Origin of the sequence: Klebsiella sp. K5-204, from assembly GCF_030128585.1 — a bacterium.
GTDB lineage: Bacteria > Pseudomonadota > Gammaproteobacteria > Enterobacterales > Enterobacteriaceae > Klebsiella > Klebsiella quasipneumoniae.
The window spans coordinates 211,097-237,533 of record NZ_JAKUZS010000007.1; the positions used below are offsets into that span (position 1 = coordinate 211,097).

The 26,437-nt window shown below is 58.0% G+C and carries 23 protein-coding genes and 1 pseudogene; 9 read left to right on the plus strand and 15 right to left on the minus strand.

From position 1 onward, the window contains the following. Nucleotides 1–130: 130 nt before the first annotated feature. Nucleotides 131–2,287, plus strand: coding sequence for an ATP-dependent DNA helicase DinG (gene dinG, locus MKR05_RS19180; protein ID WP_048334490.1), 2,157 nt, complete (start codon nt 131–133; stop codon nt 2,285–2,287). A gap of 29 nt (nt 2,288–2,316) precedes the next feature. Then, nucleotides 2,317–3,285: a DNA-binding protein YbiB gene (gene ybiB / locus MKR05_RS19185; RefSeq protein WP_117145631.1), complete on the plus strand. Its 969-nt coding sequence runs from the start codon at nt 2,317–2,319 to the stop codon at nt 3,283–3,285. Between the two features lie 109 nt (nt 3,286–3,394). Here the strand turns inward: ybiB and ybiJ are convergent, their stop codons facing one another. The 4 genes from ybiJ to MKR05_RS19205 form a co-directional block, all read right to left on the minus strand. Beyond that, nucleotides 3,395–3,655: a DUF1471 family protein YbiJ gene (gene ybiJ / locus MKR05_RS19190; protein WP_004176772.1), complete on the minus strand. Its 261-nt coding sequence runs from the start codon at nt 3,653–3,655 to the stop codon at nt 3,395–3,397. A gap of 285 nt (nt 3,656–3,940) precedes the next feature. Then, nucleotides 3,941–4,207, minus strand: a complete 267-nt coding sequence (locus tag MKR05_RS19195; protein ID WP_023288941.1) for a DksA/TraR family C4-type zinc finger protein — start codon at nt 4,205–4,207, stop codon at nt 3,941–3,943. A 23-nt stretch (nt 4,208–4,230) separates the two neighbouring features. Beyond that, nucleotides 4,231–4,491, minus strand: a complete 261-nt coding sequence (locus tag MKR05_RS19200; protein ID WP_032455234.1) for a DUF1471 domain-containing protein — start codon at nt 4,489–4,491, stop codon at nt 4,231–4,233. Nucleotides 4,492–4,632: 141 nt separating this feature from the next. Next, nucleotides 4,633–5,247 (minus strand): flavin reductase family protein, encoded by a 615-nt coding sequence (locus MKR05_RS19205; protein ID WP_023288943.1) that lies wholly within the window; start codon nt 5,245–5,247, stop codon nt 4,633–4,635. Nucleotides 5,248–5,343: 96 nt separating this feature from the next. Here MKR05_RS19205 and rlmF point away from each other — a divergent pair, with 96 nt between their 5' ends. Beyond that, nucleotides 5,344–6,258 (plus strand): 23S rRNA (adenine(1618)-N(6))-methyltransferase RlmF, encoded by a 915-nt coding sequence (rlmF, locus tag MKR05_RS19210; protein ID WP_044521825.1) that lies wholly within the window; start codon nt 5,344–5,346, stop codon nt 6,256–6,258. Here the strand turns inward: rlmF and ybiO are convergent, their stop codons facing one another. The 6 genes from ybiO to rhtA all read right to left on the minus strand — a co-directional run bounded on the left by ybiO (nt 6,259) and on the right by rhtA (nt 12,860). After that, nucleotides 6,259–8,454, minus strand: a complete 2,196-nt coding sequence (gene ybiO / locus MKR05_RS19215) for a mechanosensitive channel protein (protein WP_044521827.1) — start codon at nt 8,452–8,454, stop codon at nt 6,259–6,261. 110 nt (nt 8,455–8,564) lie between these two features. Continuing rightward, nucleotides 8,565–9,287 carry a glutamine ABC transporter ATP-binding protein GlnQ gene (gene glnQ, locus MKR05_RS19220; RefSeq protein ID WP_004212183.1) on the minus strand — a complete coding sequence of 241 codons (723 nt, stop codon included), beginning with the start codon at nt 9,285–9,287 and terminating at the stop codon, nt 8,565–8,567. Beyond that, nucleotides 9,284–9,943, minus strand: a complete 660-nt coding sequence (glnP, locus tag MKR05_RS19225; RefSeq protein WP_002895837.1) for a glutamine ABC transporter permease GlnP — start codon at nt 9,941–9,943, stop codon at nt 9,284–9,286. The genes glnQ and glnP overlap by 4 nt, the downstream gene beginning before the upstream one ends. 125 nt (nt 9,944–10,068) lie before the next feature. Further along, nucleotides 10,069–10,815, minus strand: a complete 747-nt coding sequence (glnH, locus tag MKR05_RS19230) for a glutamine ABC transporter substrate-binding protein GlnH (protein ID WP_004886198.1) — start codon at nt 10,813–10,815, stop codon at nt 10,069–10,071. A 416-nt stretch (nt 10,816–11,231) separates the two neighbouring features. Beyond that, the gene (gene dps / locus MKR05_RS19235) at nt 11,232–11,735 is read right to left on the minus strand and encodes a DNA starvation/stationary phase protection protein Dps (RefSeq protein ID WP_004886200.1); all 504 of its coding nucleotides are present in this window, start codon (nt 11,733–11,735) and stop codon (nt 11,232–11,234) included. Nucleotides 11,736–11,972: 237 nt separating this feature from the next. Next, nucleotides 11,973–12,860: a threonine/homoserine exporter RhtA gene (rhtA, locus tag MKR05_RS19240; RefSeq protein WP_023288946.1), complete on the minus strand. Its 888-nt coding sequence runs from the start codon at nt 12,858–12,860 to the stop codon at nt 11,973–11,975. Nucleotides 12,861–13,211: 351 nt separating this feature from the next. On the opposite strand from rhtA, the gene ompX reads away from it, so the two are divergent. Next, a complete protein-coding gene (gene ompX / locus MKR05_RS19245; RefSeq protein ID WP_004886207.1) occupies nt 13,212–13,724 on the plus strand; it encodes an outer membrane protein OmpX in 513 nt (170 codons plus the stop codon). A gap of 96 nt (nt 13,725–13,820) precedes the next feature. On the opposite strand, the gene MKR05_RS19250 is transcribed toward ompX, so the two are convergent. Beyond that, complete coding sequence (locus tag MKR05_RS19250; protein WP_023288947.1) at nt 13,821–15,401, minus strand: phosphoethanolamine transferase; 1,581 nt, start codon at nt 15,399–15,401, stop codon at nt 13,821–13,823. A gap of 268 nt (nt 15,402–15,669) precedes the next feature. Further along, nucleotides 15,670–15,795: a manganase accumulation protein MntS gene (gene mntS / locus MKR05_RS19255; protein ID WP_023288948.1), complete on the minus strand. Its 126-nt coding sequence runs from the start codon at nt 15,793–15,795 to the stop codon at nt 15,670–15,672. 185 nt (nt 15,796–15,980) lie between these two features. Here mntS and mntR point away from each other — a divergent pair, with 185 nt between their 5' ends. The 4 genes from mntR (at nt 15,981) to MKR05_RS19275 (ending at nt 19,895) form a co-directional block, all read left to right on the plus strand. Then, nucleotides 15,981–16,454, plus strand: a complete 474-nt coding sequence (gene mntR / locus MKR05_RS19260; protein ID WP_004886216.1) for a manganese-binding transcriptional regulator MntR — start codon at nt 15,981–15,983, stop codon at nt 16,452–16,454. Next, nucleotides 16,451–17,563 (plus strand): anion transporter, encoded by a 1,113-nt coding sequence (locus MKR05_RS19265; RefSeq protein ID WP_032455222.1) that lies wholly within the window; start codon nt 16,451–16,453, stop codon nt 17,561–17,563. Before mntR ends, MKR05_RS19265 begins: the two co-directional genes overlap by 4 nt. Before the next feature lie 170 nt (nt 17,564–17,733). Continuing rightward, nucleotides 17,734–19,110 carry a glycoside hydrolase family 1 protein gene (locus MKR05_RS19270; protein ID WP_032455223.1) on the plus strand — a complete coding sequence of 459 codons (1,377 nt, stop codon included), beginning with the start codon at nt 17,734–17,736 and terminating at the stop codon, nt 19,108–19,110. 68 nt (nt 19,111–19,178) lie between these two features. Next, nucleotides 19,179–19,895, plus strand: coding sequence for a GntR family transcriptional regulator (locus MKR05_RS19275; protein WP_044521840.1), 717 nt, complete (start codon nt 19,179–19,181; stop codon nt 19,893–19,895). 147 nt (nt 19,896–20,042) lie between these two features. Here MKR05_RS19275 and ldtB read toward each other — a convergent pair whose 3' ends face one another. Then, nucleotides 20,043–20,957, minus strand: a complete 915-nt coding sequence (gene ldtB / locus MKR05_RS19280) for a L,D-transpeptidase (RefSeq protein ID WP_032428696.1) — start codon at nt 20,955–20,957, stop codon at nt 20,043–20,045. A 177-nt stretch (nt 20,958–21,134) separates the two neighbouring features. Continuing rightward, nucleotides 21,135–22,049, minus strand: a pseudogene (locus tag MKR05_RS19285) (tyrosine-protein phosphatase). A gap of 48 nt (nt 22,050–22,097) precedes the next feature. On the opposite strand from MKR05_RS19285, the gene MKR05_RS19290 reads away from it, so the two are divergent. Continuing rightward, nucleotides 22,098–23,690 carry an ABC-F family ATPase gene (locus MKR05_RS19290; RefSeq protein ID WP_023288955.1) on the plus strand — a complete coding sequence of 531 codons (1,593 nt, stop codon included), beginning with the start codon at nt 22,098–22,100 and terminating at the stop codon, nt 23,688–23,690. A 375-nt stretch (nt 23,691–24,065) separates the two neighbouring features. On the opposite strand, the gene MKR05_RS19295 is transcribed toward MKR05_RS19290, so the two are convergent. Next, entirely contained in the window at nt 24,066–26,429 is a 2,364-nt protein-coding gene (locus MKR05_RS19295) for a glycoside hydrolase family 31 protein (RefSeq protein WP_238875148.1), read from the minus strand. Nucleotides 26,430–26,437 lie beyond the last annotated feature (8 nt).

A 26,437-nucleotide genomic window follows, 5' to 3' on the forward strand; every position in this document is an offset into this window, starting at 1 on the left:
GCGGCGGCGGGCCTTTTTCTTTCCATTACACTATTTGTCGAGCACGCTTCCACACTGAGCAGAAAGCAATACCTCCGGGCGGGCAAAAATGGCACAATAGTGGCTGTTTATACAGTATTCAGGTTTTCTCATGGCTTTGACCGCTGCGCTGAAAGCGCAAATCGCCGCCTGGTATAAGGCGCTTCAGGAACAGATCCCGGACTTTATTCCCCGCCCCCCGCAGCGGCAGATGATCGCTGATGTGGCGAAAACCCTCGCCGGGGATGAGGGCCGGCATCTGGCTATCGAAGCGCCGACCGGCGTTGGTAAAACGCTGTCATATCTGATCCCCGGCATTGCCATCGCCCGTGAGGAACAAAAAACGCTGGTGGTCAGCACCGCCAACGTCGCCCTGCAGGATCAAATCTACAGTAAAGACCTGCCGCTGCTGCGCAAGATTATCCCCGACCTGCGCTTCACCGCCGCCTTCGGTCGCGGACGCTACGTCTGCCCGCGCAATCTGACGGCGCTGGCCAGCACCGAGCCGACGCAGCAGGATCTGCTGGCCTTCCTCGACGACGATCTCACCCCGAACAACCAGGCCGAGCAGAAGCTGTGCGCGACGCTGAAGCAGGATCTCGACAGCTACCGCTGGGACGGGCTGCGCGACCATACCGACAAAGCCATCGACGATGGGCTGTGGAGCCGGCTGAGCACCGATAAGGCCAGCTGCCTGAACCGCAACTGCCACTACTATCGGGAGTGTCCGTTCTTTGTGGCGCGGCGGGAAATTCAGGAGGCGGAAGTGGTGGTGGCCAACCATGCGCTGGTGATGGCGGCGATGGAGAGCGAGGCGGTGCTGCCGGAGCCGAAAAACCTGCTGCTGGTCCTCGATGAAGGCCATCATCTGCCGGACGTCGCCCGCGACGCGCTGGAGATGAGCGCCGAGATCACCGCCCCCTGGTTTCGCCTGCAGCTGGATCTGTTCTGCAAGCTGGTGGCTACCTGCATGGAGCAGTTCCGCCCGAAAACCACGCCGCCGCTGGCCAATGCGGAGCGGCTCGCCGGCCATTGCGAAGAGCTGTTCGAGCTGATTGCGTCGTTGAATAATATTCTCAATCTCTATATGCCCGCCGGTCAGGAAGCGGAGCATCGCTTCCCGATGGGCGAACTGCCGCAGGAGGTGATGGAGATCTGCCAGCGGCTGGCGAAGCTCACCGAGACGCTGCGCGGGCTGGCGGAGCTGTTCCTTAACGATCTCAGCGAAAAGACCGGCAGCCATGACGTGGTGCGCCTGCATCGGGTGCTGCTGCAGATGAACCGCGCCCTCGGCATGTTTGAAAGCCAAAGCAAGCTGTGGCGTCTGGCGTCGCTGGCGCAGTCCTCTGGCGCGCCGGTGACCAAATGGGCGACGCGGGTGGTGCGCGACGGCCAGATCCACGTCTGGTTCCACTGCGTCGGCATCCGCGTCAGCGATCAGCTTGAACGACTGCTGTGGCGCAGCGTGCCGCATATCGTGGTGACGTCAGCGACGCTGCGCTCTCTAAACAGCTTCTCGCGCCTGCAGGAGATGAGCGGCCTGAAGGAGAAAGCGGGCGACCGCTTCGTGGCGCTGGATTCGCCGTTCAACCACGTAGAGCAGGGGAAAATTATTATTCCTCAAATGCGCTATGAACCGCTGATGGATAACGAAGAGCAGCACATCGCCGAGATGGCAGCCTATTTTCGCCAGCAGGTGGAGAGCAAGAAACATCTCGGGATGCTGGTGCTGTTCGCCAGCGGGCGAGCGATGAATCGCTTCCTGGAGCATGTGACCGATCTGCGCCTGATGCTGCTGGTGCAGGGCGACCAGCCGCGCTACCGGCTGGTGGAGCTGCATCGCAAACGGGTGGAAAGCGGCGAGCGCAGCGTGCTGGTGGGCCTGCAGTCCTTCGCCGAAGGTCTCGATTTAAAAGGCGATCTGTTAAGCCAGGTGCATATCCATAAAATCGCCTTTCCGCCCATCGACAGCCCGGTAGTGATCACCGAAGGCGAATGGCTGAAAAGCCTCAATCGTTATCCCTTCGAGGTACAGAGTTTGCCCAGCGCCTCCTTTAATCTTATTCAGCAGGTGGGGCGTCTGATCCGTAGCCATCACTGCTGGGGAGAGGTGGTGATTTACGATAAGCGTCTGTTGACCAAAAACTACGGCGCGCGTCTACTGAACGCGTTGCCTGTTTTTCCCATAGAGCAGCCGGGCGTCCCGGAGGTTATAGTAAAACGTAAAGCAAAACAGACAGCAAAACAGACAGGCCGCAAACGTCGTTGACGCCGGCGCGTGACGCAACAGGGGGAGCCATGGAGTACAGCAAAATTATAAAAGAGGTGGGCCGCGGTAAGAATCATGCCCGCGACCTGGATGAAGAGACCGCCCGTGCGCTCTACGCGCGGATGCTGAACGGCGAGGTGCCGGAGCTGGAGCTGGGGGGAATATTAATCGCCCTGCGCATCAAAGGCGAAGGCGAAGCGGAGATGAAAGGCTTTTACGCCGCGATGCAGCAGCATACTCTGCGCCTGACCCCGCCGGCAGGCAAGCCGATGCCGATCGTTATCCCCAGCTACAACGGCGCGCGCAAGCAGGCGAACCTGACGCCGCTGTTGGCGATGCTCCTGCACAAGCTGGGGTTTCCGGTCGTGGTTCACGGCGTCAGTCACGATCCGACCCGGGTGCTGACCGAGACCATTTTTACCCTGCTGGACATTCCGGCTACCCGGCATGCCGGCCAGGCTCAGGCGCAGCTGGAGGGGCATGAACCGGTATATATCCCGGTGGGGGCCTTCTGCCCGCCGCTGGAGAAACAGCTGGCGATGCGCTGGCGGATGGGCGTGCGCAACAGCGCCCATACGTTGGCCAAACTGGCCACGCCGTTTGGCGAAGGGGAGGCGTTACGTCTCTCCAGCGTATCGCATCCGGAATATGTTCCCAGGGTGGCGGGCTTCTTTCGCGAGACCGGTGGCCGCGCGCTGCTGATGCACGGTACCGAAGGCGAAGTGTACGCCAACCCGCAGCGCTGCCCGCAGATCAGCCTGATCGATGACCAGGGCGTGCGGGCGCTGTGCGACCGTCAGACCGAGGCCGCGGCGGAGGAAGTCATTCTGCCGGCCTCAAAAGATCCCGACGTGACCGCGCGCTGGATCGAGCGCTGCGTCGCCGGCGTCGAACCGGTACCCCACTCGCTGAAGATCCAGCTTGCCTGCTGTCTGCTGGCCTGCGGGGAGGTCTCAACCCTGGAGCAGGGGCTCAGCCGCGTCAACGACTGCTGGTGATCGGATCGGCAGGATAAAAAAAAGCCCGTCCGGTGGCTCGGACGGGCAAGGCAAGGGTATTAAAGGTCTTTTCAGGGTTAATTCAGTGGCTTACAGGGTTGAGCTGCGATTATTTATAGATAACCGCGGTACCGCTCAGTTTGTTGTTGGTGTTAGCGGAAGTGATGCTATAGCCGGTTGCGCCAGCGGCTTCGGCTTTAGCAGCCAGTTTCGCTTCCAGACCATCTAACGTGGTTGCGCCTTGCGCAGACACCACGCCGATCTTATTCATGCTTTCAGCCTGAGCGGGGGTAACCGGCTCGGCGGCAAAGGCGCCGAAGGAAAGGGCGGTCAGAGCGATGGCAGCGGCAGCATATTTGATGTTTTTCATAGTTAATCTCTCGCAGGTTGTTCTGTTCAGGGGACGATGTTCCGTCGATGTGATAAGTATCACGCTTTTTTGCGGGAGATAAAATCGAAGGAAATTCACAGTCTTCATCTAATTTTTTGAATGATTAATAATTTACTGATTATTAATAAATTATTTCTCACTCTTTTCGTCTGATGGCGGAGCGAGGGAGACCGGCACGCTTAAGGGCACATATTGCGACATTTATCGCCAAAAAGTGTGCGCGAAAAGATAATGCGAAAGGCTGTCATGAACGGTAAAGGAAAGTCAGCGTAGCTGGCTATCCTTGGAACCACGGCGATTATATCCTGAAAATGTATTGTTATGTAAATCTTTCTCCTGCTGGCACTTCACGCAGTATCTCACCCCGGGTATCGCCTGTCGGCGCGCCTCTGGAATCGGCTCTCCGCATTCATCACAAAATTTGTTGCTTTCGCCGTGCGGAAGCTCGCGGCGGGCGCGAGCCACCGCATCGTCAATGGTGCTGTCGATCTGATCCTGTACGGCGCCGTCGCCTGCCCAACCTGATGCCATTGTCTGCCTCCTGTAAAAAAGGGTTATTGATAAATTATAGCTGAACCGTACAGCCGGTTACCGCTGCTGGCGGCATTGACCCGCCAGGCTATCGCCCCACGACGGTGGGCCTTATCCGCGAGGGCGGCCACCAGGTCGTCAAGGGTGCGGGCCCCGGAGGCGGAGACGGTGCCGACAGGACGCAGCGGCCCGTCATAGGGCAGTACGGGGGGCGGCGGCAGGGAAGAGGCCGCGTCGGCCTGAGCGGCAAGCGCAGCGGCAAACAGCAGCGAGGTGATTTTCATCAGCATATCCTCATAAACAGCATGGGACATAGCTTAAGTGTAGGCCTTTCCAGCCCGCGCGGTAGGGAATTTTTTATGCAAAAACAAGGCGTTTCGCCCGCAACCGGCGCAGGGTGGCGGTCCCCGCGCCAGGGATATTATTTAGCGGGCATCCGGGCGGATCATGTCAAAACGCAGGCTGTCATCAATACTGTAATAGGCGCTTGGCCCCCCGGCACGCAGGATCGGCTGAGCGCGGGCGGTTTGATAGATGCCGTTCTCCAGCAGTGATTCATCGATATGCACGGCGACCACTTCGCCGAGCACCAGCCATGTATCGACAAGGTTGCCGTCGGCGGTGGTGAGCTGAATACATTGCGACAGGCGGCACTCAAAGTTCACCGGGCTCTCCGCCACCCGGGGGGCCTTGACCAGGCGGCTGGCGGCGGCGGTGAGTCCGGCGCGCACGAATTCATCCTCATGGTGCGGGATCGAGGCGGAGGTTTCGTTCATCGCGGCGGCCAGCGGGCGCGTCGCCAGGTTCCAGACGAACTCCTTCGTTTCGACGATATTTCGCACGCTGTCTTTCCAGCCGCTGCTGGCGAAACCAATGATCGGCGGGCGATAGTTAAAACAGTTAAAAAAGCTGTATGGCGCCAGATTACGCTGGCCCTCGGCGTCCTGCGAGGCGATCCAGCCTATCGGGCGAGGCCCGATTATTGCGTTGAGCGGGTCATGCGGCAGGCCGTGGCCCTGCGAAGGTTGATAAAAGTACATGCTGCACCTGTCACGGATAAAGGAGATATCCAGACTCCCTTATTTACCGAGCGGCCGTCAACGGGTATCTTACGCGGCTGTTCAAAGGAGATTGTCATGAAAGCCCAGAAACCGGGGTTACACCCGCGTAACCGCCACCATCAACGCTACGACCTGCCCGCGCTCTGCCAGGCGCATCCTGACCTGCAGGGATACATTACGCTCAATCCGCTGGGTGAGCAGACCATTGATTTTGCCAATCCGCAGGCGGTAAAGGCGTTGAATAAAGCGCTGCTGGCGCATTTCTACGCGGTCAAACACTGGGACATTCCTGATGGTTTTCTCTGTCCGCCGGTGCCCGGGCGGGCCGATTATATTCATCATCTGGCGGATCTGCTGGCCGGGGACAGCGGCGAAGTGCCGAAGCAAGCCACGATCCTCGATATTGGCACCGGCGCCAACCTCATTTATCCCCTGATCGGCGTTCACGAGTACGGCTGGCGCTTTACCGGCAGCGAAATCAGCCCGGAAGCCTTCGCCAGCGCGCAGGCGATTGTCAATGGCAACCCGGGATTGACCCGGCAGATCCGTCTGCGTCGGCAAAAAGAGAGCCAGGCTATCTTCCACGGCGTGATCCACAAAAACGAGACCTATGACGCCACGCTGTGTAATCCGCCGTTCCATGACTCCGCAGAGAGCGCCCGGGCGGGCGGTGAGCGCAAGCGCCGCAATCTCGGACTCGGCGCCGACAGCGGGCTTAACTTTGGCGGTCAGCAGCAGGAGCTGTGGTGCGAAGGGGGCGAAGTGGCCTTTATCTCGCAGATGATCCGCGAAAGTCAGGCCTTCGCCCGCCAGGTGAAATGGTTTACCTCGCTGGTGTCGCGCGGCGACAATCTGCCGCCGCTCTACCGCCTGCTGACCGAGGTCGGGGCAGTGAAAGTGGTGAAAAAAGAGATGGCCCAGGGGCAAAAGCAGAGCCGCTTTATCGCCTGGAGCTTTATGGACGACGCCAAACGCCGCCGTCCGTTCTAACTACTCCGCGGCCGGGCTGTCGGCGCCCGGCATCGGCAGCTGCTGCCAGGTTTGTACCGGGGCGCGAACCCCGGCGCGGTCGAAGTGCTTTTTCACCTGGGTGTCGAGGGCAAAACGCACCGTCCACTGCTTCAGCGGCAGGGTGGTGAAGCTGACGCGCAGCGTAAAGGCGGTATTGCTCAGCCCCACCAGCCCGGCGAACGACGGTTCGCCAATGATCAGGCCGCGGATCTCCTCCTGGGCCAGCAGATCGTCCACCGCCGCCTTCAGCGCCTGACTGGCTTTATCCAGATCCTCATGGCGGTCGACGTCATAGTTGGCCACCACCGAGCCAATGCCGCGCACGAAGTTGGCAAAGGTGGTGATCGAGGACCAGGGGATAATGTGATAAGCGCCGGTATCCTGGCGCACCCCCACTGAGCGAATCGACATCCGTTCCACCGTGCCGGTCAAAGGACCGATGGTGACCAGGTCGCCGGTATTCATCCCGTTCTCAAACTGGATAAAAATGCCGGTGATAATGTCTTTGACCAGGGTTTGCGCGCCAAACGAGATGGCCAGCCCCAACGCCCCGGCGCCCGCCAGCAGCGGCGCGATATTGACCCCAATCTCCGAGAGCAAAATCATCACCGTGATGGTGCTGATCACCACCGCCAGCGCGTTGCGAAACAGCGTCAGCAGCGTCCTGGCCCGCGCGCTGGGCAGCGGGCGGCCATGGATATCCGAAGCCAGCCGGTTTTCGATCAGGCTGGCCAGCACCGTCCAGCCGATAGCGGAGAAGAAGAGGATAAGGGCGATACGGATCAGCACATCCACCGTTTTTTGCCCGGCATCGTTGTGCAGCCATTCGCGGAAGTCAAACAGCCCCCAGGCGCTCAGGAGCAGCATGATGGCGACGCAGACGGTGAGAATACGCGCTGCCTTCAGCGACGCGGAGATCCAGCCGTTCAGCCGCTTTTGCAGCTCAGGATAGTTGCGCTGAGTGGCAGGGGAGAGGGTGATGGTTTTGGCTATCCAGCGCGACAGAATGCCGGACACCAGCGCCGCGCCGCCGATGATCGCCAGGCTGCGCAGGGTGGCGCCCATCATAAATTTCAGGCTGTTGCCTGGGTCGAACAGGGAAAAGAAAAAGAGCACCACAAAGTAGGCGCAGGCCAGCCAGTGCCAGATCAGAGCGAAGGCGCGGATAAACAGGCTAAAGAAGGAGAGCGAGCGGTCAGCCAGATGGATCAGTCCCTGCGTAATCACCGCTTTGTTATGGAAAATCAGATACAGCGCCCACAGCGTAATGCACAGCATGATGACGACGTTAGCCAGCGCGCCGACCTGAACATTCACCTGGTTGGAGATAATCGGCACCGCGACGATCAGGCCGTAGCCGATCAGGCTGCTGAGGGCGCTCAGGCGCAGGCTCCAGTAGGAGGCGGCCTCGTCGCTGAGGTTAAAGGGCCTGAGCGCCGGTATGCGCGGGCAGAAAATGAGCCGCAGGATGGCTTTAAAGAATTCGATCAGCGCGAAGGCGTTGAGGAAAAGGCTCTGCTGGAAGGCGATAGTAGGGTTGTCGCCATTCAGGCGATCGCTCAACAGCTGACCGATAAACAGGGTCAGCGCCAGCAGCAGCAGATCGATGATAAACGCCCCGGCGATGGTCAACGGCAGCTGGAGCCAGTTTCCGCGATCGCGGTTTTTATGCCGTCCCCATTCGCCCATTTTACGATACAGCGGCAGCGCCGCGAGGCGTACCAGCCACCAGAAGGCAAACACCAGCCCGGCCAGCAGTAAAAAATGCCAGGCGGCGCTGGTAAAGGTTTGCGGATTAAAGGGCTTATGCGGCGAGCCGGTAATATTGCGCCACAGCTGGGAGAAGCGCGATGAGAACTCATCGCCATATTCCCGGCTGATCTGCGTGACGTTCTCCAGCACCGTGGTCTCTTCTTTCACCGCCGGCGGCGTCAGCGTCGGGGTGCTGTCGGGCGGCGGCGTGGCGGCCGCTTTACGCAGCTGGTCAATGAGCTCCTGGCGGGCGGAGTCGTTGGCCAGCACGTCGGCCAGTGCGGCATAGGCCGCTCTTTTCTGTTCTACATCGGGTTCGCTGGCGCTGGTTTTATCGGCATTAGCGGTCGGCACGCCGGGCAGGGCGGCGGCGGAAAGCGGGGGAGTAAACAGCGCAGCGAGCAAAAGCAGGATCCACGGCATGGGCACCTCCGTTGCAACGTAAACGGGTAAGTATAGAAGCCGATGGCGGAAGGGGAGGGAAGAGGAATCTGGAAAGCGGCTCTCTCCGCGACGGAGAGAGCCGTTGTGGGTCAGGCGACGTGCTGCAGGAATTCCCGCAGACGTGGGCTTGGCGGGTTGTTCACCAGCTCCTGTGGGTTGCCGTCTTCGGCAATTCGTCCCTTGTCGATAAAGATCAGTCGCGAGGCCACTTTTTCGGCAAAGCCGATTTCGTGGGTCACAATCACCATCGTCATGCCCTCTTCCGCCAGATCCTGCATCACCTTGAGCACTTCATGACGCAGTTCCGGGTCGAGCGCGGAGGTGGGCTCATCAAACAGCATCATCTTCGGCTTCACCGCCAGCGCGCGGGCGATGGCCACACGCTGCTGCTGGCCGCCGGAGAGTTCAGACGGATAGTGATGCGCGCGCTCTGCCAGACCGACTTTCGCCAGCAGATCTTTCGCCAGCTTCTCCGCCGCCTGCTTGCTGGCGCCGCGTACCCGCAGCGGGCCAAACATCACGTTTTCCAGCGCCGTGAGGTGCGGGAACAGGTAAAACTGCTGGAACACCATCCCGGCTTCCTGACGAATCAGACGTTCGTCCACCTTCGGATCGTTGACCTTCAGGCCATCGACAATCAGATCGCCGCTGGTGATCTCTTCCAGTTTATTGATGCAGCGCAGCATCGTCGATTTACCGGAGCCGGACGGGCCGATAATGACCACCACTTCACCCTGATTGATTTTCAGAGAGATATCGTGCAGCACCTGGGTCGGGCCAAAGTGCTTGGAGACGTTTTTAAATTCAATCACAGGATTTTCATCCTTCTTTCAAGACGACGCAGAATAAAGCTCAGGACCAGGGTGATGATCAGGTAGATCACGGCAACGGCGCTCCAGATTTCCAGCGCGCGGAAGTTGCCGGCGATGATCTCCTGTCCCTGACGGGTCAGTTCGGCGACGCCGATGACGATGAACAGCGAGGTGTCCTTGATGCTGATGATCCACTGGTTGCCCAGCGGCGGCAGCATGCGGCGCAGCGCCAGCGGCAGGATCACGTGGCGAATGGTTTCGCGACGCGACAGGCCCAGCGCCAGGCCCGCTTCGCGGAAGCCTTTATGAATGGAGAGCACCGCGCCGCGGGTAATTTCCGCGATATAGGCGCCCGAGTTAATCATGATGGTCACTACCGCCGCGGAGAAGGGGTCAATGCGCAGATCGCTAAAGGCCATCGGCAGCGCAAAGTAGATGAACATGACCTGCACCACAATCGGGGTGCCGCGAATGATTTCAATAAACACCAGCGCGATGTGGTTGGCGATCCAGCCGCCGAAGCAGCGGGCGAAACCGGCCACCAGACCGATGATCAGGCCGCCGGCCAGGCCGAGGACGGAAATCCACAGCGTCATTTTGGCGCCTTCCAACAAAATCGGAATGGCAGGCCAGATGGCACTCCAGTCAAACTGCATAATACGTTCCTGTTACCGTGTCGAGAGCAGAGGAAAGCCTCCGCCAAAATACTGTCTCCCGCAACGTCTGTGCCGGAAGACCGTTGTGAAGTCGCCGGGACTGCGCCCGGCGATGTACGTTTTTATTATTTTGGTTCAGTGCCGAACCATTTTTTATAAATTTCGTTGTAGGTGCCGTTCTCGCGCAGCGTTTTCAGCGCACCGTTCACTTTCTCACGCAGCTCGTCGCTGCCTTTCGGGAAGGCGATACCGTAGTTTTGCGCTTCCAGTGATTCACCTACCGCTTTGAATTTGCCGTTGCCCGCGGTTTTGATGAAGTAGAGGATGTTCGGCGTATCGTGCAGGACGGCATCCGCGCGGCCGGTACCCAGCTCCATGTAGGCGTTATCGATGTTCGGGAACTGACGCAGATCTTTGGTTTTGATATTGGCTTTCGCGTAGTCAACGGAGCCGGTGCCGCTCTTCACCGCGACTACTTTGCCGTTCAGATCTTTCACATCTTTGATGTCGTTATTATTGGCGTTGACCATCACCAGCAGACCGCTCTTGTAGTAGCCGTCAGAGAAGTCGATGGCTTTTTTACGCTCGTCGGTAATGGTGATCCCCGCCAGCGCCAGATCGATATTTTTGGTTTGCAGCGCCGGGATAATGCCGCTGAAGTCCATTGGCTTCAGGGTGTAGTCGAGCTTCAGCTCTTTGGCGATGGCCGCCCACAGGTCAACGTCAAAACCCACATACTTATCGCCTTGCTTAAATTCGAACGGGACGAACGCCGTATCGGTGGCGACAACCAGGGTCTTATTGGCGGCATGGGAAGAAACCGCAAAAGCCAGGGTCAGTGCAGCCAGTGAAACTTTAAATACAGACTTCATAGCATTTCCTTTTATATCCACGGGACGATCCCCTGCGAGAACGACTAGCCTAATGAAAAAATCGTGCCACTTTTACAAGCTGTTGTTTTTCAACAAACGAAGCGGTAGCCGTTGCACAATATCGATCGTTTCAGGCAAAGAGTGCACCATAACGGGGCGTTATTTTGGTGCATCCTGAGGTCGCTGAATAACGAGCCCATTTTTAGCGCAAACCCTGATGGGAAAACAATCTCGCCGTAACGATTGTGTGAGGTGATTATTACAATTGTTTTACTTTTGTGCGCATTTTCATCAATTTGATGCCCTGAAATGGTGCAGGGCCAGCGGGTGAGGGAAAACGGAGGAGGGAAAAACAATAAGTGCTGGGTGGGGAAAGCAAAGGCGCCGTCGACCGCGCTGCGGCCGACGGCAAAGCCTTACTCGATATTCGCTTCAATAAACCACAGGAATTTATCCAGGTCGCGGGAAGCGGCGGTGAAGATATCTGCGGTATCTTCGTCTTTAGCTTCGCCGATCGCTTTGCGCACATCGTTAGCCACTACCGCGTAGCGGTCAGCCAGCGCTTTCAGGTGATCCTGAACATGATGGATATCCAGTGGGTAGCTCTGCAGCGGGGTTTTGCTGTTGATCACCTGAGTGGTGCCCAGGGCGACGCCGCCCAGCTGCACGGCGCGCTCCGCCATGGTATCCAGATGCTCAGTGAGCGCAGTACGGAAACCGTCCAGCATTTCGTGCACGGCGATAAAGTTCGCACCGCGCATATTCCAGTGTGCCTGCTTGGTGATAAGGGACAGGTCAATGAACTGGATCACCTGGCGATTCAACAGCTCAATGGTCGCTTTCTTTTCGCTGTCAGCGACATCGTTGCGGGTATAGACCAGATTAGATGCTTTTGATTTAACCAGTTTAGCGGTACTCATCGTTTCATATCCTCTTGATATTGATGCTCGTCACACTTCAAAACTGAATGATGTGGAGCGTTGTCCCAGGTAACTTCGGGACTAAGTATAGCAAGGGTTTTAAAGTTTGAGGCATCGGCAGGCCATATCACTCCGATAGCGCAAAGTGGTTGGCTATTTGAAAAAACAAGTCCAATCAGAAGGTTAGCGAAGGCTGGCAGGCCCGCAACTGGCGCGGGCCGCCGCCGTAACAGAATGTTAATTGATATCGACTTGCTTGATTTTGCTCTGCCGCTGCATGGTCAGCGTGGCGCCCATTGAGGCGATGATAATGGCGCCCAGCGCCAGGGTCTGGGAGAGGTTCAGGGTTTCGCCAAGGAAGATCATACCGGACAGGGCGGCTAGCGCCGGCTCGAGGCTCATCAGCGTACCGAAGGTGCGCGTCGGCAGGCGCGTCAGGGCCATCATCTCCAGAGAGTAGGGGAGTGCGGTGGAGAGAATGGCAATCCCCAGCCCCAGGGGCAGCAGCGACCATTGCCACAGCGTATCGGTGGCTTGCGCCATACCTAACGGGACAAAGACCAGCGAGGCGATAAGCGACCCCATCGCCACCGTGGCTGGACCATGCTCCTCACCCGCGCGCTGGCCGGTCAGAATATAGACCGCCCAACAGGCCCCGGCGCCGAGAGCGAACAGCGCGCCGGTTAAATCCACCTGCGCCACGTTCTGCCCCAGCGGCAGGAGATACCACAGCCCGAGGATCGCCAGCGCCACCCAGACAAAATCCAGCGGGCGGCGCGAGCCGAAAAGCGCCACCGCCAGCGGGCCGGTAAACTCGAGGGCCACCGCCACGCCGAGCGGAATACGCTGCAGGGATAAATAAAACAGATAGTTCATCGCCCCGAGCGCCAGGCCGTACAGCAGCAGCGGCACGCGCTGCGCCGGAGAGAAACGTAGCCGCCAGGGCTTGAACACCACCACCAGGATCAGCGTCCCGAGCGCCAGGCGCAGGGCTGTAACTCCCGGGGCGCCGACCACCGGGAACAGCGATTTGGCGAGCGATGCGCCGCTCTGAATCGAGGTCATAGCGATTAAAATCACCACTATCGGCAACCATGCCGCCGCTTTTCGGGATGGACCGGGCATCCTTTCTCCTGTCAATTTTTGTCAAAAGGGGTAAAAGTTCCAGTGTACTGGAATTAGCTGCTGGCGGTTGAGCTATTGTTGAAAAAAACAGGGGCAAAAACAGTACAATGGCGAAAGTTGCTGAGAAATTCACCAGGTGATTAGGATTAATCTGGATGCTTGCGAATTTCTTAATGAGCGTTAAACTGTAAGTTAACGCCAAAAACTCTTGTTTTCCATATTGTTATAGAAATATGGAAACTTTTGGTTACATGAAAAAGTATGTTAGACAATGTAAACTCCAAAGAGTTTCCCAAAAGTTTTTGATATATTTAAGGCTTAGGACTTATTAGAAACACATTTGAGGTGGTTATGAATAAAATTGCACGTCTTTCAGCACTGGCCGTTGTTCTGGCTGCATCCGTAGGTACCACTGCATTTGCTGCAACTTCTACCGTAACCGGCGGTTACGCGCAGAGCGACATGCAGGGTAAAGCGAACAAAGCTGGCGGTTTCAACCTGAAATACCGTTACGAGCAAGATAACAACCCGCTGGGCGTTATCGGTTCCTTCACCTACACCGAAAAGGATAATAACAGCAACGGTACTTACAACAAAGGTCAGTACTACGGCATCACCGCTGGTCCGGCTTACCGTCTGAACGACTGGGCAAGCATCTACGGCGTAGTGGGTGTTGGTTACGGTAAATTCCAGAACAACAACTTCCCTAATAAATCCGATATGAGCGACTACGGTTTCTCCTACGGTGCTGGTCTGCAGTTCAACCCGATCGAAAACGTTGCTCTGGACTTCTCCTACGAGCAGTCTCGTATTCGTAACGTTGACGTCGGCACCTGGATCGCTGGCGTGGGTTACCGCTTCTAATCACTCCGGTGATATAAAAAATCCGCCTCCTGGGGCGGATTTTTTTTGCCTGCTGACCGCCAGCCCGGCCGGTTGGCCGGCGCTGACCGCGTCGTTTTAGTTGATGGTGAACTCATCGCTGCCGAGGTGTGAATAGTCCACCTTCTGCAGCTGGAAGTTGGTGATATACACCGGGCCGGCCTTCTGCTCAGAGATAAACCGATAGCGCGGGGCGATTTCCGCCGCCTTGATGCCGGTCCATTGCGAGAAGAAGCTGAGGAAATCATTTGCCGAGCGCTGCGCCTTAATGACTTTATGCGCTTTGTCATCGCTGGAGAGCACCATAAACGGCACCTGGAAGTTCTGCTGGAACTTATCGTCGTGCGCCAGATACTGCACCTCTTTGCCTCGCTCCTTGAACGCCAGACCATGATCGGAAAAGTAGGTCAGGGAAAAGGTGTCGCCGGAATTTTGCAACTGGCTGTAGAGCTTAGCCAGCAGGGTATCGGTTTGCGTCATGCTGTAGAGATAGCAGGAGGTCTCTTTCGACTGGACGAAAACCGTATATTTGCCTTTGGTCCGGTCGCAGGCCTGCGGGTGCGAGCCCATCAGATGCAGAACAATCAGCTGCGGCTGGGTACGCTGGGTGGAGAGCACCTGCTCGGTCAGCTTCAGTAACTGCTCGTCCTGGGTGTTTTTATTGGCTTCGAAATCGCCGTTTTTCAGGAACTGCACTTCATCCGCCCGTTTGGCGATACTGGCGATAGCGGTGTCGTACTCGCCGATCTGCCCCTGGTTGGAGAACCACCAGGTCTGGAAACCGGCGCGGTTGGCGAGGGTGACAAAGTTATCCTGAAACTGCGGTTTGCCATCGACCACCCGGTTAAGGGTCAGGCCGAGGGATTTTTGCGTCGAGCCGCTGGCGGCGACGTAGTTGTTAAACAGATACCCGTTCACCGAGCTGGCAAACGGCGTGTTGTCCCAGTGGCCGCCGAAGGCGCCGAGGGCGTCGCGGCGGGCGCTTTCACCGATCACCACCACATAGAGATGGTACTTCGGCTTCACCGCCAGCACGTGCCAGCTATCTTTCATGCCGGCCAGCTGCGCCATCCGCGCCTGCTCGTCCAGCACCTCGTTATTATTCACCACCACGTCTTTGACAAAACGGAAGGCCGGGTAACCAGTATCGATCACCTTGAATACACCGCCCCAGGCGAGATTTTGCACCGGCTGAAGAAAGAAGATCCCGATGCTGAACAGCAGGCCCAGGGTCTCCATTTTTCCCCAGCGGGTCTGCTCGACGATCCTGCGGCGGACCGCGATGATCCCCAGCGCGAAGATAAATACCGCCAGCAGATAGTTGTACCACGGGAAGATGGTGAGGATTTCCGTGGACTCTTCCACGTTGGTGGCGTGCAGCGCCAGCAAGGTATTGAAGTTGGGCGCGCCGTAAGCCTGGCCAAACGGGTAGTAGAGGGCCGCCAGCAGAGAATAAGCGCCGACCACTCCTTTCTGCACGCGCGGAAAGGCACGCCACAGAAGATGTAACACGCAGGTAAATGCCACGGTATAGAGCAGGCTAAATTCATAGCCCAGCGCCAGGTTAATCAACAGCGATTGTAAAAAGTAGAATCCTGTCCATGGGTTCAGTGCCAGTCGGCGGGCGACCAGCGTATCTTTCAGGGTGGTGACATTCATAGTAAACAATCAAAAAGAGGCCATGCGCATCCCCTGGCTTCAAGGGGTAAAACCTGCTGGACAGTGCGTGAAGAGGGTCTCTGCGAGCCGCGAATGTGGCAGGGCTGTGCAAAGATAGGGCTTGTAAATGGTAAGGTCAACCAGACATAACAGATTGTTTTGCGAGGACGCTTACAAAACTTGAAAAAAGGTGGGGGAAACGGGATAAACCGGTCAGTTTAGCGGCAGATGATGACGGAAAAATGAAGCGGCGTACCGCGACGCCGCCTTAGCGATGGGGTTTGTCCTGCTGCGGTTTACCGTTGATCATCTCGCACAGCATACCGAGCAGCATTAAGCGTACTTTAAAGGGTGAATGGCTGAACACGTTTAAGCACCTCTTGAATTCGTTCATCTGCTCTCCTCCTGCCTGTTCGCTCCATCACTCCCTGATGGATGTTTGCATTATATACAGATATAGCACAGGCTATATTTTATAGCTATGGCTAAAACGTTAAATTTTTGTGCTCTTGGCGCAATCCATTACAATGTGGATCTTTTTATATGATGCTTGACGCGTCACACGAATGAGGAAGCACAATGAACCGTCGCGCAGGTAAGCCAATAACAAAAAAAGTGACGCAGTTAGTAAATGTTGAAGAGCACGTTGAAGGGTTCCGCCAGGTGCGGGAAGCGCATCGACGCGAGCTGATTGACGACTATGTTGAACTGATTTCCGACCTCATCCGCGAGGTGGGCGAGGCGCGTCAGGTGGATATGGCCGCCCGGCTGGGGGTCTCGCAGCCCACCGTCGCCAAGATGCTCAAACGGCTGGCCAGCGTCGGCCTTATCGAACAGATCCCGTGGCGCGGCATATTCTTAACCGCGGAGGGTGAGAAGCTGGCCCAGGAGAGCCGCGAGCGCCATCAAATCGTGGAGAACTTCCTGCTGGCGATCGGTGTCAGTCCGGAGATCGCCCGTCGTGATGCCGAAGGGATGGAGCATCACGTGAGCGAAGAGACGCTGGCGATGTTCCTGAAATTTACCCAAACACAGGGATCTCAGGAAGCATGACTCTTCCCTTCGTCCAGTCGCTGCTGCGCGACCGTTTTCTCCATCTGCTGCTGATTATCGCCTGCGTGCTCAGCGTGATGGTGCCGTTTGTCCCGGCAAGCTGGCCGGCGGCCATTGACTGGCATACCATCATCACCCTCAGCGGCCTGATGCTGTTGACTAAGGGAATTGAACTGAGCGGCTATTTTGACGTGCTGGGGCGTAAAATGGCCCGCCGCTTTGTCACCGAGCGTCAGCTGGCTATGTTTATGGTGCTGGCGGCGGCGCTGCTGTCCACCTTCCTCACCAACGACGTCGCGCTGTTTATTGTGGTGCCCCTGACCCTGACCCTGAAGAAGTGGTGCGCCATCCCGGTAAACCGGCTGATTATTTTCGAAGCGCTGGCGGTGAACGCCGGGTCGCTGCTGACGCCGATCGGCAACCCGCAGAACATCTTGCTGTGGGGACGCTCCGGTCTCTCTTTCCCTGGGTTTATCGGCCAGATGCTGCCCCTGGCGGCGGCAATGATGCTGACCCTGCTGGCGCTGTGCTGGTTCTGTTTCCCGGCAAAGCGGCTTACCTACCAGAGCAGCGATATGGCGCCATCGTGGCAGCCTAAGCTCGTCTGGAGCTGTCTGGGGCTCTATCTGGTGTTCCTGACGGCGCTGGAGATGGATCAGGCGCTGTGGGGACTGGCGCTGGTGCTGCTGGGCTTTCTGGCGCTGGCCCGGGCGGTGATCGTCCATGTTGACTGGTCGCTGCTGCTGGTGTTTATGGTGATGTTTATCGACGTCCATCTGCTGACCCAGCTTCCGGCGCTGCACCAGGTGCTGAGCGGGGTCGGGACGCTCTCCGGCGGTGGACTGTGGCTGACCGCCATCGGCCTGTCGCAGGTGATCAGCAATGTGCCCTCGACCATTCTGCTGCTCAATTATGTCCCACCGTCGATCCTGCTCGCCTGGGCTGTTAACGTGGGGGGCTTTGGTCTGCTGCCGGGCTCGCTGGCCAATATCATCGCCCTGCGCATGGCTGGCGATCGGCGGATCTGGTGGCGTTTCCATCTCTACTCCATTCCCATGCTGCTGTGGGCGGCCCTCACCGGCTATTGGCTCTTCAAACTCTGCGCCTGATTTCCGCAGCAGTCTGCCGACCTCCACGTCGTTCGACAGGATCGCCCTCCGGGGCGATCTTTTTTTTGCCCGGCTCACAGAAAACGATCCCTGGCTTTGCGCATCCGTTCGCTTTTCGATATATGACTAGTCATGAAGTTTAAATGACTAGTCATATATCGAGGCGCAGGATGAAGAACAGACTACCGGCAGATTTCTTATGGGGTAATTCCGTCTCCAGCATGCAGACGGAGGGGGCGTGGAACGAGGGCGGCAAGGGGATGTCGGTGTACGATATCCGGCAACCGGCAGAATTCGCTTCCGACTGGAAGGTGGCGACCGATTCCTATCATCGCTTTAGGGAAGATTTCGATCTGATGCAGGATCTGGGCATGAACTGCTACCGTTTTCAGATCGCCTGGAGCCGGGTGTGCCCTGAGGGAGACGGCGAGTTCAATGAAGAGGGCATCGCCTTCTACCATCAGTTTATTGATGAACTGATCGCCCGCGGCATCGAGCCGATGATCTGTCTGTACCACTTCGATATGCCGCTCTCGCTGGCGGAGCGCTACAACGGGTTTACCGACCGCCGGGTGATGGACGCCTTTATTCGCTATGGCCAGAAGATGATCGCCTGCTATGGCGACAAGGTGAAATACTGGCTCACCTTTAATGAACAGAATCTGTACCATTCGCCGGAAGCGTTTCTGATTTCCGGCTACCTGCAGGGGGAGAAGACCCTGCGCGAGCTGTACCTGATCCAGCATCATGTGATGATGGCGCACGTCCATCTGACCGATCACCTGCATCAGACGAAGCCGCAGTGTCTGATGGGCGGGATGCTGGCCCACGCCCTGGTTTATCCGGCGACCTGCAAACCACGCGATATCCTGTGCGCCCAGCAGCTGGACGAGTTTTTAAACCAGAACCTGCTGCGGGCTTACGCCGGGGAGGGCTACAGTCCGGAAGTGATGCATTTTGTCGCCACCGAAGGGTTCGATGATATCTATCGTCCGGAGGATCTCGCGCTGATGGCGACGGTGAAGGTCGATTATCTGGCGTTCAGCTATTACGCCAGCCGGACGCTGAACAGCGATGCGATCCCGCCGGGAACGGCGGTTAACAACTATATGCTGTTTGGCAATCAGGATAACCCGTTCCTGAACGCGACAGAATGGAACTGGCAGATCGATCCGCTGGGCTTCCGGACCATTATCACCCGCTATTATAACGACTGGCGCCTGCCGGTTTTCCCGATTGAAAACGGCATCGGGGTGATTGAGTCGTGGGACGGTGAACATCCGGTTGCCGACGATTACCGCATCGCCTACCATCGCGACCATATCAACGCCATGAAAGCGGCCATGTTTGAGGATGGGGCGCAGGTGATCGGCTATCTCGGCTGGGGATTAATCGACATCCTCAGCTCGCAGGGCGATATGCGTAAGCGCTACGGCGTGGTCTACGTCAATCGCGAGAACCATGACCTCAAGGATCTGCGGCGGGTGCCGAAGAAGAGCTATGCGTGGCTGAAGCAGGTGATCCACAGCAATGGCGACGTGATGTAATGGTGTTCTGGCGGTCAGGCCGTGGATCCTGCCCGCCAGCCACTCACTGAATGTATAAGGACCGGGGAATGACGGCGAAGTATCTGCAAATCGCGCGGGAAATAAAAAAACGGATCATCAGCCAGCAGTATCCTGCCAGCGCGCCGTTACCTGACCAGTTTGCGCTGGCGGCAGAGTTCAGCACCAGCCGGATGACCATCCAGCAGGCGATGCGCCAGTTAATCGTCGAAGGGCTGATCTATACCCGCAAAGGGCAGGGCACCTTTGTGCGGAAAAATTTCCTTCAGCTGTCGCAGTGGGAGCTGCCCGGCAGCGACTATTTCGGCGCCACCAAAACCTGGGAGCATCTTGGCGAGGTACAAAGCGAAGTGGTGCGCTTTGAGGTGCGTTTTCCCACTGACAAGGAGCAGAGTTCGCTGCTGATCGACGCCGATGCCCCGGTGTATGACTTTGTTCGCCTGCGGTTGCTCAACGGGGAACCGGTGTCGCTGGATCTGACGGTCATGCCGGTGGGGCTGGTGCCGGGGCTCAATAAAAGCCATCTGGAAAGCTCGGTGTTTCGCTATATCCAGGAGACGCTGGGGCTGAAGCTGATGGGATCTTACCGCGTGGTGCGGGCGATGAAGCCGGATGAACTGGATAAACAGCATCTTCACTGCGAGCCCACCGATCCGGTGCTGGAGGTGGAGCAGGTTATCTATCTGGAAGACGGCACGCCGCTGGAGTACGCCCACTGCCACTATCGCTACGACCACGGCGGGATTATTCTGGTGAATAACGGCTAGACCGGGGGCCCCGGTTGGCGCAGCGCTTAGCAGGGCCAGGGTGTTGTCAGGTTCAGTCGCCAGGCAAGGCGTCAGCCGCAGCCCGGCACAACACCGATAAAAAAAACGGCGGGCATCAGGCCCGCCGTTTTTATTGTCATGCAGAACTTAGTTCAGACGCACCGGCATACCGGAGCGGTTCTGGATAGCCTGCTCGACCACGTTCTGATCGACATCAGACTGGCTGGTGATCGCCTGTACCGGCTGAGTCAGGGTGATCGGCACGATCTCGCCGCCCTGGAACTGCGCTTCGGTGGTCGACAGCGGGTTGTGAACCTCGATGTAACGGCTGCCGTCCGGCTCGGTGGTGGCTTTTACCGGCTCATCGATAAACTGCACGCGGGTGCCGACCGGCACGTTCTCAAACAGGAATTTGATGTCATCGTTGCGCAGACGTACGCAGCCATGGCTCACGCGCAGGCCGATACCGAAGTTAGCGTTGGTACCGTGGATGGCGTACAGACGGCCGATATACAGCGCGTACAGGCCCATCGGGTTATCCGGACCGGCCGGTACGACGGCTGGCAGCGGGTTGCCGGCGGCAGCGTATTCCGCATGCATCTTGGCGGTCGGCGTCCAGGTCGGGCCAGCCTTCTTACGTTCGACTTTGGTGGTCCAGTTGATTGGCGTGTCTTTGCCTAACTGGCCGATACCGATCGGCAGAACAATCACGGTGTTGGTGCCTTTCGGGTAGTAGTACAGACGCATTTCGGCGCTGTTGATGATGATCCCTTCATGGACGGTATCCGGCAGGATCAGCTGCTGAGGGATGTTCAGGACGCTACCGCCCTTCGGCAGATAGGTATCCACCCCCGGGTTGGCTTCCAGCATGTTGGAAAGCCCCATCTGATATTTCGCCGCGAAGTATTCCAGCGGCTGCTTGTTATCATCCGGAATGGTGATGACCTGGTTCTGACCAACCAAACGGCTGCCATCGGTTGGCAAAGGATAGGTGACAGCAGACGCTGTATTGCAAAAGCCTACGATGGCGAAGGCTGCCGCTAAGAGTGTAGATAATTTCATAGTTTTTAATGTCGTGTGCGAAATCAACGCCACACAGGCCTTTGTTAATGATTGAGACAGTAGATGGGAGCGCATTATATGTGCATTCCGCTGAACAGGTAAATCAGATGTGTACGAAATCACATTTTTTTCCCTGTCGCCTCGGCTGCCGCGCCCTGGCGTTCGGGGCGACGAGGGTTAGTCTTCCAGCAGCCGGGCCTGCAGCGCCGCGCGGACCGGGGCGGTAAGCTGGTACTCTTCCGCCAGCCAGGCGTCGACATTGCCATAGCGCTGCTGAATGGCCGACAGCGCGGCGGCGAGATAGGACTCTTTCACCGTCAGGATGGCCGCCAGGCTCTGGCGCCCCTGGGCCGTCAGGTCGTTGCCGAGCATCTCCAGCATCCAGGCCTCCACCTGCGTCAGCATGCCATGGGTAAGGAGATACTCCTCCATCACCGTCTCGCTGTCGCATCCGACGGCGAACAGGGTTAACGCGCAGCCGACGCCGGTGCGATCTTTACCGACCGCGCAGTGTTGCAGCAAGGCGCCGTCGAAAGGGGTCGTCAGCCATGCGGCGAGCTGGCGATAGGCCGGATTGTTAAACGGCAGTTGGCGATAGAGTTGCAGCATAAACTGCTCGCCGTTCAGCGCATTAAGGGTGACGGCATTCAGCTCGGTGACCTTCGCGTTGACCTCGCCGATCGGCGGATTGGCCGGCGCGTTGAGATAGTGGGTGAGCGTGCTCAGTTTGTCCGGCGTGCGCTGTACTTCACCGGGGTCGCGGTAGTCGAGCACCCGGCTGAGCGGCAGGGTATCCAGGTGGTCGAGATCCTCTGCCGTTAGCCGGTTTAGCGCACCGGAGCGTAGCAGCTTGCCGCTGCGTACCCGGCGTCCGTCGGCGGCGCGCTGGCCGCCCAGGTCGCGAAAATTAATGCCGCCCTGCAGGGATAAAAAGGCCGGATGTCGCGGTTGGCTGGTGGTCATGGGACTCCTCATCATCACGTACAGAATAACGGTTTGCGCGCAGTCTCTGGCGCATCTGACAAAGACCTTAGCACAAGCGCCGCGGCGGAATTTACCGCAGACCGTGAAAAGTGCGTCATTTACTGGCATAATGTCTGCTGTATCACACCCCTCATACTCTTTTTTCAGGATATCCCCGTGCTAGTATCCAGCAACGTTACCATGCAGTTTGGCAGTAAGCCGCTGTTCGAAAATATCTCCGTTAAATTTGGCGGCGGCAACCGTTATGGTCTGATCGGCGCCAACGGCAGCGGTAAATCGACCTTTATGAAGATCCTCGGCGGCGATCTCGAACCGACGCTGGGCAACGTTTCTCTCGACCCGAACGAGCGCATCGGTAAGCTGCGTCAGGATCAGTTCGCCTTTGAAGCGTTCACCGTGCTGGATACGGTCATCATGGGCCACGGCGAGCTGTGGGAAGTGAAGCAGGAGCGCGATCGCATCTATTCCCTCGCCGAGATGAGCGAAGAAGATGGCTATAAAGTGGCCGACCTGGAAGTGAAATATGGAGAAATGGATGGCTACTCTGCTGAAGCGCGCGCGGGCGAACTGCTGCTGGGCGTGGGCATTCCGGTTGAACAACATTACGGCCCGATGAGCGAAGTCGCCCCAGGCTGGAAGCTGCGCGTCCTGCTGGCGCAAGCGCTGTTCTCTAACCCGGACATTCTGCTGCTCGATGAACCGACCAACAACCTGGACATCGACACCATTCGCTGGCTGGAGCAGACGCTTAACGATCGCGACAGCACCATGATTATCATCTCGCACGACCGTCACTTCCTGAACATGGTTTGCACCCACATGGCGGATCTGGACTACGGCGAGCTGCGCGTCTATCCGGGCAACTACGATGAATACATGACGGCGGCCACCCAGGCGCGTGAACGTCTGCTGGCGGACAACGCCAAGAAAAAAGCGCAGATTGCCGACCTGCAGTCCTTCGTTAGCCGCTTCAGCGCCAACGCCTCTAAATCGCGTCAGGCCACCTCGCGCGCGCGTCAGATTGACAAAATCAAGCTGGAAGAGGTTAAAGCCTCCAGCCGTCAGAACCCGTTTATCCGCTTCGAGCAGGATAAGAAACTGTTCCGTAACGCGCTGGAAGTGGAAGCCCTCACCAAAGGCTTTGAAGACGGTCCGCTGTTCAAAAACGTCAACCTGCTGCTGGAAGTGGGCGAGAAGATTGCCATTCTGGGCGCCAACGGCGTGGGTAAATCCACGATGCTGAAAACCCTGGTGGGTGAACTGCAGCCGGACAACGGCACCGTGAAATGGTCTGAAAACGCGCAACTCGGCTACTATGCGCAGGATCATGAGTACGAGTTCGAAAACGACCTGACGGTCTTCGAGTGGATGAGCCAGTGGAAACAGGAAGGTGACGACGAGCAGGCGGTGCGCAGTATCCTTGGCCGACTGCTGTTTAGCCAGGATGACATCAAGAAGCCGGCGAAAGTATTGTCCGGTGGTGAGAAGGGCCGCATGCTGTTTGGTAAGCTGATGATGCAGAAGCCAAATATCCTGATAATGGATGAACCGACCAACCACCTGGATATGGAATCCATCGAATCGCTGAACATGGCGCTGGAGATGTATCAGGGCACCCTGATCTTCGTCTCCCACGACCGTGAGTTCGTCAGCTCGCTGGCCACCCGCGTGCTGGAGATTACCCCGGAACGGGTGATCGACTTCAGCGGCAACTACGAAGATTACCTGCGCAGCAAAGGTATCGAGTAATCCCGCTTCGTTACCAGGGGTGCGGCTACGCCTTACCCGGGCTACGCCTGGCATGTGATCTGTAGGCCCGCGCAAGCGTAGCGCCGCCGGGCAATAACCGCGGGTAAAGAGCCACTTTCGCGCCGGATGGCGGCTGCGCCTTATCCGGCCTACGGTCCGTGCTATTGTGAGCTTAAGAGCTCTATCTTGTACCCATGGTTACTGAAACTGTCCGTTACCCGGGCTACCAAACCGCACAGTGCTGTAGCCCCGGTAAGCGGTAGCGCCACCGGGGATTTTGAGGCCACCAGTTTGTAGCCCGGATTAGCGTAGCGCCATCCGGGAACATTATTAAATCCAGGCCGGGCGAGGCGTAAGCCGCCGCCCGGCATATGCTCAGAGCCTCCACTCCGTTCCTTCGACGCCATTCACCAGCAGTTTGCGTTTTTCTCCCGCCGGTAATGACAGCTTCAGCGCTTTCCACGCCGGGCGATAATTGCCGCGGGCGTTGACCTTCAGGTTGATAGTGCTGCTGTCGCACGCCATTTCCCACTCCAGCCACAGCGCATCGCCCTGTTTATAGCCCCAGCTTTCGCCGTCATCCTCAAACAGCAGACCCGAAGTGGTTCCGACGCCTTTCAGCGGGAACAGCTGCAGTTCGCGGCGATCGTCCTGTTGCGCAGCAACATGACGGATGCGCTCGCTGAGCGGCAGTCCGGCCCCGGCGCGCACCAGCAGCGGCAGCGTTTCCAGCGGCGCGTCGAGGGTGACCCACTGGCCGCCGGCGAACCATTGGTGGCTGTAGAAATCGTACCATCCGGCCTGATTATCCGGCAGCCACACCTCACGCTGGCGGGCGCCAGGCTCGACCACGCTGGCCACCAGCAGATCGCGGCCCAGCAGGAAGTCATCGCATTCGGCGAAGGTCTGCGCGTCGTGCTGATGATCGAGGAAGGTCGGGCGCAGCATCGGCTCGTCGTCGGCATGCGCCTGCCACAGCAGGGTGTACAGATAGGGCAGCAGGCGGTAGCGCAGCTCAATAGCGGAACGAATGGCCGGGGTGACGGCCGGATACATCCAGGCTTCGTTGACCGTCTGGTCGTCATTCCACGAATGAATAGTAAAGCGCGGGTGCATCACGCCGTTTTGTACCCAGCGCACGAACAGCTCCGGCTCAGGTTTATCGCCGGAGAAACCGCCGACGTCGTGGCCGACGTTAAACAGCCCGGAAAGGCTCATGCCCAGCCCCATGCGGATGTTATAGCGCAGCGTATCCCAGTTGGTGCGGTTATCGCCGCTCCAGGTCTGGACGTAGCGCTGCATCCCGGCGCAGCCGGAGCGGGAGATGAGATACGGGCGCTTTTGCGGCGCAAAGCGCTGCTGGGCCTCCATCGAGGCGCGCATCATCAGCAGCGGCATCACCGGGCGAATATGCTTGATGGCGATTTCACGGCCAAAGCCGTAGCAGCGCGCTTCGCCGTCCCACACCTCATACTCGTTATTATCGTTCCAGGTCGAATCAATGCCCATCTCCAGCAGCTGGCTGGTGACCCCTTCCTGCCACCAGGCCACGGTTTGCGGATTGGTAAAGTCGAGATGCGATCCTTCATCGTCCCAGAAGCTGGAACGCTCCGGAGCGTCGGTTTGCGAATCGCGCACGAAGAGACCGCACTCCGCCACTTCGCCATAGCGCGGATGGTCCTGCAGCAGGCAGGGTTTGATATTGGCGGCCAGCTTCAGCCCGGCGTCGTGGAACGACTGGCTCATCGCTTTCGGCTGCGGCACCTTGTCGTGGTTCCAGTTAAAGACGTAGCGCTTGCCGTTAATCGAGGTATAGCCGGAAGAGAGCTGGAACGAATCGCACGGAATAGCGTGCTCATCGCACAGGCGGATGAAGTTCATCAGCTGATTTTGCGCATCCGGCGCGTCGGTATAGTGCATGGTCGAGCCGCTGTAGCCGAGGCTCCATTTTGGCCCGAACAGGGTTTTACCGGTCAGACGGACGAAGGCCTTGGTCACATCCAGCACCTGTTTACCGGTGAACAGGTAGTAATCGATATCGCCGGCTTCTGCCTGCCAGCGGCGATAGGCGGTATGATAGTTGTCGATTTCGTTACCCAAATCCAGCCAGCAGCTGCTCAGGTTGTCGTAAAACAGGCCATAGCTAACGTCGCTGCGTTGCGTGATGGTGAACGGAATATGTTTATACAGCGGGTCGGTGCTGGCGGCGTTGTAGCCCATGGCATCAAGGTTGCGCATTTCATAACGCTTACCGGTGCGCTGCAGGTCGCCGGCCTTTTCGCCCAGGCCATAGAAACGCTCGTCTTTGCGGCGGCTCAGATAGTGGGCGACGCCGTCGCCGTGGGCATTGGCCAGATAGGCGCTGGTGGGGCGGTCGTTGGCAAGCTGCTGCCATTCCCCGGCGTCGTCGCGATAGCTCCACTCCAGCCACAGCGGCTGATGGACGATGACGCGCAGCTGGCGGGTGGCGATGGTCAGCGTATCGCCCTCCTGGGTCAGCTGCCAGGCCGGGAGACTAAAACCGCTGAGGTCATCCCGGGCGCGGCCTTCCCACGGCACATCCTGCTGCGGAGCGATGCTCCAGGTGCGATCCAGCGCCAGCTGGCCCTGGCGTTTCAGCAGCACGCGGAATAGATTCTCTTCCAGTACGTACAGGCACAGGGTGTGCTGGCCATCGACCGTCAGTTCAACGTGATGCTCCAGCTGTTGATGCAAACTCCAGTGTTTCAACGTCTTCATATCTTACA